Source organism: Pseudomonas sp. F-14 TE3623 (assembly GCF_053629015.1).
Window position 1 is genome coordinate 1,985,439 of the sequence record NZ_JBRJHM010000001.1, and the last position, 13,428, is coordinate 1,998,866.

At 58.8% G+C, this 13,428-nt stretch carries 13 protein-coding genes; 12 read left to right on the forward strand and 1 reads right to left on the reverse strand.

Annotation, left to right across the window (positions count from 1 at the left end; all coding sequences use genetic code 11):
• Positions 1–139 precede the first annotated feature (139 nt).
• The 7 genes from AB7M29_RS08910 to ispD all read left to right on the forward strand — a co-directional run bounded on the left by AB7M29_RS08910 (position 140) and on the right by ispD (position 7,922).
• Entirely contained in the window at positions 140–1,087 is a 948-nt protein-coding gene (locus AB7M29_RS08910; protein ID WP_052966371.1) for an acetyl-CoA carboxylase carboxyltransferase subunit alpha, read from the forward strand.
• Positions 1,088–1,235: 148 nt separating this feature from the next.
• Entirely contained in the window at positions 1,236–2,564 is a 1,329-nt protein-coding gene (gene tilS, locus AB7M29_RS08915; RefSeq protein ID WP_454246724.1) for a tRNA lysidine(34) synthetase TilS, read from the forward strand.
• A 274-nt stretch (positions 2,565–2,838) separates the two neighbouring features.
• Positions 2,839–4,470, forward strand: a complete 1,632-nt coding sequence (locus AB7M29_RS08920; protein ID WP_007907172.1) for a CTP synthase — start codon at positions 2,839–2,841, stop codon at positions 4,468–4,470.
• Between the two features lie 5 nt (positions 4,471–4,475).
• Entirely contained in the window at positions 4,476–5,321 is an 846-nt protein-coding gene (gene kdsA / locus AB7M29_RS08925; protein ID WP_008072675.1) for a 3-deoxy-8-phosphooctulonate synthase, read from the forward strand.
• A 156-nt stretch (positions 5,322–5,477) separates the two neighbouring features.
• Complete coding sequence (gene eno / locus AB7M29_RS08930; protein ID WP_007907175.1) at positions 5,478–6,767, forward strand: phosphopyruvate hydratase; 1,290 nt, start codon at positions 5,478–5,480, stop codon at positions 6,765–6,767.
• 172 nt (positions 6,768–6,939) lie between these two features.
• Positions 6,940–7,218 carry a cell division protein FtsB gene (gene ftsB / locus AB7M29_RS08935; RefSeq protein WP_007907178.1) on the forward strand — a complete coding sequence of 93 codons (279 nt, stop codon included), beginning with the start codon at positions 6,940–6,942 and terminating at the stop codon, positions 7,216–7,218.
• Entirely contained in the window at positions 7,215–7,922 is a 708-nt protein-coding gene (gene ispD / locus AB7M29_RS08940) for a 2-C-methyl-D-erythritol 4-phosphate cytidylyltransferase (RefSeq protein WP_217856734.1), read from the forward strand. Before ftsB ends, ispD begins: the two co-directional genes overlap by 4 nt.
• Before the next feature lie 177 nt (positions 7,923–8,099).
• Here the strand turns inward: ispD and AB7M29_RS08945 are convergent, their stop codons facing one another.
• A complete protein-coding gene (locus AB7M29_RS08945) occupies positions 8,100–8,996 on the reverse strand; it encodes a LysR substrate-binding domain-containing protein (RefSeq protein ID WP_217856733.1) in 897 nt (298 codons plus the stop codon).
• Positions 8,997–9,102: 106 nt separating this feature from the next.
• On the opposite strand from AB7M29_RS08945, the gene AB7M29_RS08950 reads away from it, so the two are divergent.
• From AB7M29_RS08950 to surE, 5 genes are read left to right on the forward strand one after another with little or no spacing between them, the layout of a single operon-like run.
• Positions 9,103–10,215: an S-(hydroxymethyl)glutathione dehydrogenase/class III alcohol dehydrogenase gene (locus AB7M29_RS08950; protein WP_217856732.1), complete on the forward strand. Its 1,113-nt coding sequence runs from the start codon at positions 9,103–9,105 to the stop codon at positions 10,213–10,215.
• An 8-nt stretch (positions 10,216–10,223) separates the two neighbouring features.
• On the forward strand, positions 10,224–11,069 hold the full coding sequence (fghA, locus tag AB7M29_RS08955) for an S-formylglutathione hydrolase (protein ID WP_217856731.1): 846 nt from the start codon (positions 10,224–10,226) through the stop codon (positions 11,067–11,069).
• 53 nt (positions 11,070–11,122) lie between these two features.
• Positions 11,123–11,596 carry a 2-C-methyl-D-erythritol 2,4-cyclodiphosphate synthase gene (gene ispF, locus AB7M29_RS08960; RefSeq protein ID WP_038979164.1) on the forward strand — a complete coding sequence of 158 codons (474 nt, stop codon included), beginning with the start codon at positions 11,123–11,125 and terminating at the stop codon, positions 11,594–11,596.
• Complete coding sequence (gene truD, locus AB7M29_RS08965; protein WP_217856730.1) at positions 11,593–12,651, forward strand: tRNA pseudouridine(13) synthase TruD; 1,059 nt, start codon at positions 11,593–11,595, stop codon at positions 12,649–12,651. Before ispF ends, truD begins: the two co-directional genes overlap by 4 nt.
• On the forward strand, positions 12,639–13,388 hold the full coding sequence (surE, locus tag AB7M29_RS08970; protein WP_052966378.1) for a 5'/3'-nucleotidase SurE: 750 nt from the start codon (positions 12,639–12,641) through the stop codon (positions 13,386–13,388). Before truD ends, surE begins: the two co-directional genes overlap by 13 nt.
• Positions 13,389–13,428: the final 40 nt, after the last annotated feature.

Consider the following 13,428-nt stretch of genomic DNA (forward strand, 5'->3'; position numbering starts at 1 on the left):
TTCTTTACCATTAGAGCGCGCCTGATCCCGACCCAAATTTTTAATCTCGACCTGAACGCGCCTGTCCCTTAAGGTAGGGCGCGAATAGACAACCGGCCGGCCCAAGCTCTCTTGGAAGGTCGACCCAAGACGGACGCCTATGAACCCGAATTTTCTAGATTTCGAACAGCCGATCGCCGACCTGCAAGCCAAGATCGAAGAGTTGCGCTTGGTCGGTAATGACAATTCGCTGAATATCGGCGATGAGATCTCCCGCCTGCAGGACAAGAGCAGCACGCTGACCGAAGACATCTTCGGCAAGCTGACCAGCTGGCAGATCGCACGTCTGGCGCGTCACCCGAAACGTCCGTATACCCTGGACTACATCGAACACATCTTCACCGAGTTCGACGAACTGCACGGCGACCGTCATTTCTCCGACGACGCTGCCATCGTTGGCGGTGTTGCCCGTCTGGACGACCAGCCGGTGATGATCATCGGTCACCAGAAAGGCCGCGAAGTGCGCGAGAAGGTTCGCCGCAACTTCGGCATGCCGCGTCCGGAAGGCTATCGCAAGGCGTGCCGTCTGATGGAAATGGCCGAGCGTTTCAAAATGCCGATCCTGACCTTCATCGACACCCCGGGTGCTTACCCAGGCATCGACGCCGAAGAGCGCAACCAGAGCGAAGCAATTGCCTGGAACCTGCGCGTCATGGCTCGCCTGAAAACCCCCATCATCGCCACCGTGATCGGTGAGGGTGGTTCCGGTGGTGCACTGGCGATCGGTGTCTGCGATCAGTTGAACATGCTGCAGTACTCGACCTACGCGGTGATTTCGCCGGAAGGTTGCGCCTCGATTCTGTGGAAAACTTCCGAGAAAGCCCCGGATGCTGCTGAAGCCATGGGCATCACTGCCGAACGTCTGAAGGGCCTGGGCATTGTCGATAAAGTGATCGGCGAGCCATTGGGCGGCGCTCATCGTGATCCGGCCGCTGCGGCTGCCTCGATCCGCGCCGAACTGAGTTCGCAACTGGCGATGCTGAAGAAGTTCGACAACGAGGCGCTGTTGGCCCGTCGTTATGAGCGTCTGATGAGCTACGGTCTCTGATCTGACGCTGCTTCGGCAAATGCTGGATAACCAATGTGGGAGCTGGCTTGCTCGCGAAAGCGGTATAACAGTCAACTGATGTGTTGAATGTTAAGCCGCTTTCGCGAGCAAGCCCGCTCCCACATTTGATTTGTGCGAAGTGATCGATATGAGTCAGCCCACGATTGATTTGCCTACCAGGCTCCTGCGCAACCTCACACCTTGGCGCACCGCTACAACCTGGCGCATCGCCTTCTCCGGTGGTCTCGACTCCACCGTCCTGCTGCACCTTCTCGCGCACCTTGCGAAAACCCAACCCCTGCCGGCGCTGAGCGCCATCCATGTCCACCACGGCCTTCAGGCTGCGGCTGATGCGTGGCCGGAGCATTGTCAGTCGGTCTGTGATGCGTTGGGCGTGCCGCTAGAGGTCGTGCGTGTTCAGGTTGAACCCGGCGCCAGCCTTGAGCGCGCGGCGCGGGATGCGCGTTATGGCGCCTTCAACGCGGCGACTTATGCTGGTGAAGTGCTGCTCACAGGCCAACACCGGGACGATCAGGCGGAAACCCTGTTGTTTCGGCTGATGCGTGGGGCAGGGGTGAGAGGCTTGTCGGGCATGCCGAACGAGCGTCCTTTGGGCCAGGGGCATCTGCTGCGACCCTTGCTCGACGTCACTCGCGCCGAGCTTGAGGCCTACGCGACTGAATATCAGTTGAGCTGGATCGAGGATCCGTCGAACCAGGATCGCCAGTTCTCGCGCAATTATCTGCGTCATCAAGTGTTCCCGGTGTTGACCGCGCGCTGGCCGCAAGCGGTGGCGACCATGGCCCGCAGCGCTGCGCATCTGAGCGAAGCGCAGGGACTGCTCGACGAATTGGCGCAAATCGATCTGGCCCACGCCACCACGGTCAGTGATTTCGATTGGCTGGGTTTGCCGTCGCTGGAGCTGGCACCACTGGAAAAACTGTCTGATGCGCGCCAGCGCAACGCACTAAGTCACTGGCTCAAACCGTTGACGACTTTGCCGGACAGTGACCATTGGTCGGGTTGGGAAAGTTTGCGCGATGCGACCGGCGATGCGCGTCCGGTTTGGCGGCTCGCGGCGGGTGAGTTGCATCGCGCGGGCGGGCGTCTCTGGTGGTTGTCTGGTGGTTGGCTGCGCATTCCGCCACCCCCAGTGTCTTGGGCTGATCCCGCGGTATCACTGGCGTTGCCGGATAACGGCGTCCTTACGTTCACCGGTCAGCCCCCAGATGGCCCGCTGCAAATCCGCTATCGTGAAGGCGGGGAGGTGATGAACCTGCCCGATCGCGGCCACCGTGACTTGAAGCGTTTGCTCAACGAACGCGGTGTGCCGGGCTTCGCCCGTGGCAGATTGCCGCTGGTCTACAGAGGCCAGCAATTGCTGGCGGTGGCGAACCTGCGGGGGCTAAATGGCGGTGAGCAAGGTGGCTGGTATTTGCATTGGCAGCCGCTGATCGAAGATCAAGGTTTGAGCTGAAAGGGGCTTTCCGGTAGACTACGCTCCCTTCTTGATACAACTTCTGTGGATTCTCCTGAATCGCAGGAGTTGCCGATTACCAAGCAGTCTTTGCTGGGCGATTCCAAAAAATGTGTAGCGAGCAACCTTCCGGTGTTTCATCTACCGGTCTGTCCCAACGCGGCGGTTTTTTTGAAAGGTGCACTGTGATTAATGCAGGTGATCGGGGGCTTCGGCCTTCCTTCGCTTTCCCCGGCGGCTCGGACCGCTTTAACGCAGACTTCTAGGGTTTTTCATGACGCGCTACATATTCGTCACGGGCGGTGTTGTTTCTTCATTGGGGAAAGGCATTGCCTCGGCTTCATTGGCGGCCATCCTGGAGGCGCGGGGACTTAAGGTCACCATGCTGAAGCTGGACCCGTACATCAACGTTGACCCGGGCACCATGAGCCCGTTCCAGCACGGTGAAGTGTTCGTCACCCACGACGGCGCCGAGACCGACCTGGACCTGGGCCACTACGAGCGGTTCATCCGCACGACCATGACCCAGAACAACAACTTCACCACCGGCCGTGTCTACGAACACGTCCTGCGCAAAGAGCGCCGTGGTGATTACCTGGGCGCAACCATTCAGGTGATCCCGCACATCACCGACGAAATCAAGCGCCGGATCATCAAGGGCGCCGGCGATGCCGACGTGGCCATGGTCGAGATCGGTGGCACCGTGGGTGATATCGAGTCGCAACCGTTCCTCGAAGCGATCCGTCAATTGCGTTTCGAAGTCGGCGCCAAGCGCGCGATGCTGATGCACCTGACGCTGGTGCCGTACATCGCCACTGCCGGCGAAACCAAAACCAAGCCGACTCAGCACTCGGTCAAGGAACTGCGTTCCATTGGCCTGCAGCCAGACGTGCTGGTGTGCCGCTCCGATCACCCGATCGACATCTCTTCGCGTCGCAAGATCGCCCAGTTCACCAACGTTGAAGAACGTGCGGTGATCGCGCTGGAAGACGCCGACACCATCTACAAGATCCCGGGCATTCTGCACTCCCAGGGCCTGGATGATTTCGTCGTCGAGCGTTTCGGCCTGCAATGCGACAGCGCCGATCTGTCCGAGTGGGAAGCGGTGGTTGATGCCAAGCTGAACCCGGAACACGAAGTCACCATCGCGATGGTCGGCAAGTACATGGAACTGCTGGACGCCTACAAGTCGCTGATCGAAGCGATGAGTCACGCCGGCATCAGCAACCGCACCAAGGTCAACCTGCGCTATATCGATTCAGAAGATATCGAAAACCAGGGCACCGCGCTGCTGGAAGGTGTCGACGCGATTCTGGTACCGGGCGGCTTCGGTCTGCGTGGCGTTGAAGGCAAGATCACTGCTGTTCAATACGCTCGCGAAAACAAGGTTCCATACCTGGGTATCTGCCTGGGCATGCAAGTGGCCGTTATCGAGTTCGCTCGTAACGTCATGGGCTGGAAAGACGCCAACTCCACCGAGTTCGATCGCACCAGCGGTCACCCGGTCGTGGGCTTGATCACCGAGTGGGAAGATGCCACCGGCGCAGTCGAAACCCGCACCGAAACCTCTGATCTGGGCGGCACCATGCGCCTTGGCGCTCAGGATTGCCTGCTTGAGCCAGGTTCCCTGGTGCACGATTGCTACGCCAAGGATGTGATCGTCGAGCGTCACCGTCATCGCTACGAAGTGAACAACAACCTGCTGCCGCAAATCATCGAGGCCGGTCTGAAAATCTCCGGTCGTTCCGGTGATGGCGCGCTGGTTGAAGTGGTCGAAGCACCGGATCATCCATGGTTCGTCGCTTGCCAGTTCCACCCTGAGTTCACCTCGACGCCACGCGACGGTCACCCGTTGTTCAGCGGCTTCGTTAAAGCCGCTTTGACCCAACACCAGAAGAAGGCATAAACCTGATGGCGCAGAAGATCATCCGCGTAGGCAACATCGAGATTGCCAACGACAAGCCCATGGTGCTGTTCGGTGGCATGAACGTGCTGGAAAGCCGCGACATGGCGATGCAGGTCTGCGAAGAGTACGTAAAGGTCACCGAAAAACTCGGTATCCCTTACGTGTTCAAGGCCAGTTTCGACAAGGCGAACCGTTCTTCTGTGACCTCTTACCGTGGCCCCGGCCTGGAAGAGGGCATGCGGATTTTCCAGGACATCAAGCAAGCCTTCGGCGTGCCGGTCATCACCGACGTCCACGAGCCTGATCAGGCCGCGGTCGTCGCTGAAGTCTGCGACATCATCCAGTTGCCGGCCTTCCTGTCGCGCCAGACCGACCTCGTGGTCGCGATGGCCAAGACCGGCGCGGTGATCAACATCAAGAAAGCCCAGTTCCTTGCGCCTCAGGAAATGAAACATATCCTGAACAAATGCGTAGAAGCCGGTAACGATCAGTTGATCCTCTGCGAACGTGGTTCGAGCTTCGGCTACAACAACCTGGTGGTCGACATGCTTGGCTTCGGCATCATGAAGCAGTTCGAATACCCGGTGTTCTTCGACGTGACCCACGCCCTGCAAATGCCCGGCGGTCGCTCCGATTCCGCTGGTGGTCGTCGCGCCCAGGTCACCGACCTGGCCAAGGCCGGCATGAGCCAGTCGCTGGCCGGTTTGTTCCTTGAAGCGCACCCGGACCCGGATAACGCCAAATGCGACGGCCCTTGCGCCTTGCGTCTGGACAAACTGGAACCCTTCCTGGCCCAGCTCAAAGCACTGGACGAACTGGTGAAGAGTTTTCCGACGGTAGAAACCGCGTAAACCTCAATTCTCCGGTAAAGTACCGCACGATTTAATGCTCAAGCCCTCGGGCTTGAGCCTTATCGTCCGCAAGCCTGCCCGCTGTCTGTCACTTGCCGACGATAAAAGATTTCCTTCAGCTGCGTCGTTTTCGTCAACTTTGGAGTGTTTACAACAATGGCAAAAATCGTCGACATCAAAGGTCGTGAAGTTCTCGACTCCCGTGGCAATCCCACTGTGGAAGCAGACGTGCTTCTCGATAACGGCATCATCGGCAGCGCTTGCGCGCCATCCGGTGCTTCCACTGGCTCGCGTGAAGCACTCGAGCTGCGTGATGGCGACAAGAGCCGTTACCTGGGCAAAGGCGTTCTGAAAGCCGTCGCCAACATCAACGGTCCGATCCGCGACCTGTTGCTGGGTGCAGACCCAAGCGACCAGAAAGCGCTGGATCACGCGATGATCAAGCTGGACGGCACCGAAAACAAAGCGACCCTGGGCGCCAACGCGATCCTCGCCGTTTCCCTGGCCGCGGCCAAGGCGGCAGCACAGGACCAGGACTTGCCGCTGTACGCACACATCGCTAACCTGAACGGCACCCCGGGTGTTTACTCGATGCCGGTTCCGATGATGAACATCATCAACGGTGGCGAGCACGCCGATAACAACGTCGACATCCAGGAATTCATGGTTCAGCCAGTAGGCGCCAAGTCTTTCTCGGAAGGTCTGCGCATGGGCACCGAGATTTTCCATCACCTTAAAGCTGTACTGAAGGCTCGCGGCCTGAGCACTGCCGTCGGTGACGAAGGTGGTTTCGCGCCGAACCTGGCCTCCAACGAAGACGCTTTGAAAGTGATCTCCGAAGCCGTGGCCAATGCCGGTTACAAGCTGGGTACCGACGTGACCCTGGCTCTGGACTGCGCAGCCAGCGAATTCTACGAAGACGGCAAGTACAACCTGTCCGGCGAAGGCCAGGTGTTCACCGCTGAAGGTTTCGCCGATTACCTGAAAGGTCTGACCGAGCGTTACCCGATCATCTCCATCGAAGACGGTCTGGACGAGTCCGACTGGGCTGGCTGGAAAATCCTCACCGACAAAATCGGCGAGAAGACTCAGCTGGTGGGCGACGACCTGTTCGTGACCAACACCAAGATCCTGAAAGAAGGCATCGATAAAAAGATCGCCAACTCGATCCTGATCAAGTTCAACCAGATCGGCACCCTGACCGAAACTCTGGAAGCGATCCAGATGGCCAAGGCCGCTGGTTACACCGCCGTAATCTCGCACCGCTCCGGCGAAACCGAAGATTCGACCATTGCCGACCTGGCTGTGGGCACCGCGGCTGGCCAGATCAAGACCGGTTCTCTGTGCCGTTCCGACCGTGTTTCCAAGTACAACCAACTGCTGCGTATCGAAGAGCAGTTGAATGGTAAAGCCAAGTACAACGGTCGTAGCGAATTCCGCGGCTAATTGCTACGAAGTAAAAAAGACACCGGATTGTGTCGGAAAAATCGCAGCAGCGATGGATTTGCCACTAATCTGATGCCTTAAGAGCACAAGCCTGGTTCTTCCAGGCTTCGTGCTATCAGAAGCTTCAAAGTTTTGGCATGGCTGTCTTTTTTCACTGGATACCTGATATTCGATGCGCAGTCCCAATTGGTTGTTCCTCGTCTTGCTCTTGCTGCTGGCTGGCCTGCAGTACCGCCTGTGGGTGGGTAATGGCAGTCTGGCGCAAGTGGCCGAGCTGAAGCAGCAGATTGCGGATCAACACGCCGAGAACGAGGCGTTGCTGGAGCGCAATCGGGTGATGGACGCCGAAGTCAGCGAATTGAAAAAGGGCATGGAGACCGTTGAAGAACGGGCTCGTCATGAGTTGGGCATGGTCAAGGACGGTGAAACCCTTTACCAGTTGGCCCAATGATTAATTCGTTACCGGCCTTCTGGGCCGTGATTCCTGCCGCGGGCGTCGGTGCCCGTATGGCTGCGGACCGTCCCAAGCAATACTTGCAACTGGGCGGGCGCACTATTCTCGAACACAGCCTTGGCTGTTTCCTCGATCATCCTGCCCTGAAAGGGTTGGTGGTCAGTCTTGCAATCGACGATCCTTACTGGCCGAACCTGGCATGTGCTTCCGATCCGCGAATTCAGCGGGTCGAAGGTGGCGCCGAGCGTTCCGGGTCAGTGCTCAATGCCTTGCTGCATCTGCATGCCCAAGGCGCTGACGATGAGGATTGGGTGTTGGTTCACGATGCCGCACGACCGAATCTGGCGCGTGATGATCTCGATAAATTGCTCAGTGAACTGGCCGACGATCCGGTGGGCGGTCTGTTGGCCGTGCCTGCACGCGACACTCTCAAGCGGGTCGACCAGCATGGGCGCGTGCTGGAAACGGTGGATCGCAGCGTGATCTGGCAGGCCTATACGCCGCAAATGTTTCGCCTTGGCGCGTTGCATCGGGCGTTGGCGGACAGTCTGGTGGCGGACGTTGTCGTCACCGATGAAGCCTCGGCCATGGAATGGTCGGGCCAGGCGCCGCGCTTGATTGAGGGGCGATCCGATAACATCAAAGTCACTCGCCCCGAAGATCTGGAGTGGTTGCGGCAGCGTTGGGCTAACCGCCGCTAAGCCTTTTCGTGTTCAGGCGGGGTTCCGCGTCGCGCCTTTCGCGAGCAAGCCCGCTCCCACACTTGATCTCAGTCGGTTGCATGTTTGGGGTCTGACACAGAACCAGTGTGGGAGCGGGCTTGCTCGCGAAAGCGGTAGCTAAGGCAATGAACCTGTCATTGATGTTCACTAATAGATCTAATTACGGTACTCCGGCCGTTCGGCCAACCCTTCCTTCAAGTAATCCACCAACTTGCGCACCTTCGGCGACAGATGCCGTTGCTGTGGGTAAAGCGCCCAAACCGCTGTGTTCGGCGGTTGGTGGGCTTCCAGCAGCGAAATCAATTCGCCGTTTTTCAGGTATTCCAGCACGTAGTAATCCGGTAACTGACACAATCCAACCCCTTGTAGCGCGGCATCCAGCACTGCCTGCCCACTGTTGCAGCGCCAGTTTCCCTGCACTCGCTGGGAAAATTCCCGCCCGTTCTGTTCCAGTTGCCAGATGTCCGAGCTACCGATGAGGCAGTTATGGCGACTTAATTCCGACAAGCTATGTGGGCGACCATACCGTTCCAGGTAGGACGGTGAGGCGCACAGGTACATGCGCCGTGGTGCCAGACGCGTGGCGACCAATCTTGAATCCTGCAGGCGGCCGAGGCGGATGGCCAGGTCCAACCCTTCATGCACAAGGTCAAGCGGGCGGTTACTCAGTTCGATGTCGACGCGCAATTGCGGATACAGCCCCATGAAGCGAGTCACCAGTGGCACGATGAATCGTTCACCGTAGGCCACGGCACAGGTCATGCGCAGCATGCCCTTGGGTTCGCTGGTCAGGTCGCCGACCGCGCGCAGTGCTTCTTCGCGACCGTCCTGCAAACGCTGGCAATGTTGCAGGAAGGTTTGCCCGGCCTCAGTTAGCGTGACACGGCGGGTGCTGCGATAGAGCAAACGGGTTTGCAGGCGCTCTTCCAGTCGTACGATTTGGCGACTGATGTGGGAGGAAGACACCCCAAGACGCTCAGCCGCAGCGGTGAATTGGCTGCACTCGGCCACGGCAACGAACTCATCGATGCCTTCCCAGCGGTTTTCGGACATCAGGATTATCCCTGTATGGCAATAATGTTTTGCTTTTGTCCCGATTATTCATCGTAAGCCGCTGTATTACACTCCTTGTCTCGTTTTTATTCACTGGAGAGACAGCATGATCAAGTCGCGCGCCGCCGTTGCCTTCGAGGCCAAGAAACCCCTCGAGATCGTTGAAGTCGATGTCGCTATGCCCAAGGCGGGTGAAGTCCTGCTGCGCGTCGTCGCCTCCGGTGTCTGCCATACCGATGCCTATACCCTCTCGGGCGCGGACCCGGAAGGTATCTTCCCGTCGATCCTGGGTCATGAAGGTGGCGCGGTGGTCGAAGCGATCGGCGAGGGCGTGACTTCGGTCGCGATAGGCGACCATGTGATCCCGCTGTATACCCCGGAATGCGGCAAGTGCAAATTCTGTCTGTCGGGCAAAACCAACCTCTGTCAGGCGATTCGTGCGACTCAGGGTAAAGGCCTGATGCCGGATGGCACTTCGCGTTTTTCCTACAAGGGCGAAACGATTTTCCACTACATGGGCACCTCGACTTTTTCCGAGTACACCGTGCTGCCGGAAATCTCCGTCGCTAAAATTCCTAAAGAAGCACCGTTGGAAAAAGTCTGCCTGCTGGGTTGTGGCGTCACCACTGGCATCGGCGCGGTCATCAACACTGCCAAGGTCAAACCAGGTGATACCGTCGCCATCTTCGGTCTGGGCGGTATCGGTCTGTCGGCGGTGATTGGCGCGGTCAAAGCCAAGGCAGGGCGGATCATCGCCATCGACATCAACCCGGCCAAGTTCGAGATCGCCAAGCAATTGGGCGCTACCGATTGTGTAAACCCGAAAGACTTCGATCGTCCGATTCAGGAAGTGATCGTCGACATGACCGATGGCGGCGTCGACTTTTCCTTCGAATGCATCGGCAACGTCCAGTTGATGCGTGCTGCTCTTGAGTGCTGCCACAAGGGTTGGGGTGAGTCGGTGATCATCGGCGTGGCCGGCGCCGGTCAGGAAATCTCTACTCGTCCGTTCCAATTGGTGACCGGTCGCGTCTGGCGCGGTTCGGCGTTCGGTGGTGTGCGCGGGCGTACCGAGTTGCCGAGCTATGTCGAAATGGCCCAGACCGGCGAAATCCCGCTGGATACTTTCATTACCCACACGATGGGCCTGGAAGATATCAACAAGGCGTTTGACCTGATGCATGAAGGCAAAAGCATCCGTACCGTCATCCATTTCTGAGGTCGGTCATGAGCCTGGAAAATATCTCCTGTCAGAAAAGCTTTGGCGGCTGGCACAAGCGCTATCGGCACCGCTCCGACGTGCTCGGTTGTGACATGGTTTTTGCCGTTTACCTGCCGCCGCAAGCGGAGCAGGGCGGTAAACTGCCGGTGCTGTACTGGTTGTCCGGCCTGACCTGCACCGACGAGAACTTCATGCAAAAGGCCGGCGCCATGCGCATGGCCTCTGAGCTTGGGCTGATCATCGTCGCACCGGACACCAGCCCGCGCGGTCCTGATGTGCCGGGTGATCCGGACGGCGCCTGGGACTTCGGTCTCGGTGCCGGGTTTTATCTGAATGCCACGCAGGAACCCTGGTCCCGGCACTATCGGATGCATGACTATGTCGTGCAGGAATTGCCGGCATTGGTCGAAGCGCATTTCCCTGCATCGGACAAGCGTGGCATCAGCGGTCACTCCATGGGTGGCCACGGCGCGTTGGTCTGTGCGTTGCGCAATCCGGGGCGTTATCTGTCGGTGTCGGCGTTCTCGCCGATCAACAATCCGATTGATTGCCCTTGGGGGCAGAAAGCCTTTTCCCGTTACTTGGGAGAGGACCGTTCGAAGTGGCGCGAATGGGATGCCTGTGCATTGATCGCCGAGGCTGACGAGAAGCTGCCGCTGCTGGTCGATCAGGGGGATCGCGATGATTTCCTGGCCACCCAGCTCAAGCCTGAAGCCTTGCAGCAGGCCGCCAAACTGGCAGGTCATCCGCTGGCGTTGCGTCTGCAACCGGGCTACGACCACAGTTATTTCTTCATAGCCAGCTTCATTGACGACCACTTGCAGCATCACACGCGCGCTCTAGGCGCCTAATGTCCGACAAAGCAGGTAGAATCACGCCCTGACAAAAATCGGGGCGTTTTTTTATGCGTATTGGCCACGGCTACGATGTGCACCGTTTCGCTGAAGGCGATTTCATCACACTGGGCGGCGTGCGGATTGCACACAGCTTCGGGCTGCTCGCCCATTCCGACGGTGATGTCCTGCTGCACGCCTTGAGCGATGCCTTGCTCGGCGCTGCCGCGCTGGGTGATATCGGCAAGCACTTCCCGGACACCGACCCGCAATTCAAGGGCGCCGACAGCCGTGTGCTGTTGCGTCACGTGGTCGCACTGATCCATGCCAAAGGCTGGAAAGTCGGCAACGTCGATAACACCATTGTTGCCCAGGCCCCGAAAATGGCCCCGCATATCGAATCGATGCGCGCGCTGATTGCCGCGGATCTTCAAGTTGAGTTGGATCAAGTGAACGTGAAAGCTACCACCACCGAAAAGCTCGGCTTTGTCGGTCGCGAAGAAGGCATTGCCGTGCACTCCGTTGCTCTGTTGCTGCGCGCATGAACGAACTGCAATTGCTCGGCCCTCGGGCCTATGGTGAGTCTCTCGGTACCGCTGTACTGAAAGCCACGGCGGAAGATTTCCAGGTCGACGAAGTCCTTGATATTCCCCTGAGCGGCGACGGCGAACACCTGTGGATCTGGGTAGAAAAGCGCGGTCTGAATACCGAAGAAGCGGCACGGCGCATCGCCAAGGCGGCGGGTGTGCCATTGCGCACCGTCAGCTATGCCGGCCTCAAGGACCGTCAGGCGTTGACTCGCCAGTGGTTCAGCGTGCAACTGCCGGGCAAGGCCGATCCTGATCTGTCGGCGGCGGAAAACGACACGCTGAAAATCCTCAAGACCGGTCGGCATAAACGCAAACTGCAACGCGGTGCCCACTCGGCCAACGGCTTCACCTTGCGCCTGACCCAGTTCGCCGGTGACAAGACGGCGATCGAAGAGCGTTTGCAACTGATCGCCAAGCAAGGTATTCCAAATTATTTCGGCACCCAGCGGTTCGGCTTTGATGGCGGCAACGTGATCGACGCCCGTGCCTGGGCTGCGCGAAAGGCCTTGCCGGAGCAGCGCAACGTCCGTTCGCGTTTGCTCTCCACCGCCCGTAGTTTTCTGTTTAACCAGGTGTTGGCAGCGCGCGTCGCCGATGGCACCTGGCAGCGCGCCCAAGTAGGCGATCTGCTGGCATTCACCGACAGCCGCAGTTTTTTCCCGGCAGGTGAAGCCGAATGCAACGACCCGCGCTTGGCGATTCTCGACCTGCACCCGACCGGCCCGCAGTGGGGCGAAGGTGACTCGCCGACGTCAGGCGCTGTCCATGAATTGGAGCAGGCAATCGCCGCGCGCGAAGCGGATTTGCGCGATTGGTTGATTAACGCCGGAATGAGCCACGAACGTCGCATCCTGCGGCTGCCCATTGGCGGGTTGACGTGGCATTATCCCGAGCCTGACATTCTGCAACTGGAATTCGTCCTGCCGGCCGGATGCTTCGCCACCGTATTGGTGCGTGAACTCGTCGATCTGGTGCCGGTGGGGCAGACGGACAGCCCATGCGTATTCTGATTTCTAACGACGATGGGGTAACCGCACCCGGTCTTGCCGCGCTTTATGCTGCGCTGGCGGATTACACCGAATGCGTGGTTATCGCCCCTGACCAAGACAAAAGTGGCGCCAGCAGCTCGCTGACGCTCGACCGTCCGTTGCACCCGCAAACCTTGGCCAACGGCTTTATCAGCCTCAACGGCACACCCACCGACTGCGTGCATCTGGGCCTTAACGGCTTGCTGGAAATCGAGCCGGACATGGTAGTTTCCGGCATCAACCTGGGGGCCAACCTGGGGGATGACGTGCTGTATTCCGGCACCGTGGCGGCGGCCCTCGAGGGACGTTTCCTTGGGCGCCCTTCGTTTGCCTTTTCGTTCGTCTCACGGCAAGTAGAGAACCTTCCCACAGCCGCCTATTTTGCGCGCAAACTGGTCGAGGCTCACGCGGACCTCGATCTGCCACCGCGCACGGTACTGAACGTGAACATTCCCAACTTGCCGCTTGAGCACATCCGCGGTATTCAGCTGACCCGCCTAGGCCATCGTGCCCGCGCCGCGGCACCGATGAAAGTGGTCGATCCGCGCGGTAAATCCGGTTACTGGATCGCCGCCGCGGGGGACGCTGAAGATGGTGGCCCGGGCACCGATTTTCATGCGGTGATGCAAGGCTATGTTTCAATCACGCCACTGCAACTGGATCGCACCTTTAATGATGCCTTCAGAAGTCTCGATGGCTGGCTGGAGGGTCTGCGTTAATGGCTCGTGAACAAGACCATATTCTGCATCGCGGTATCGG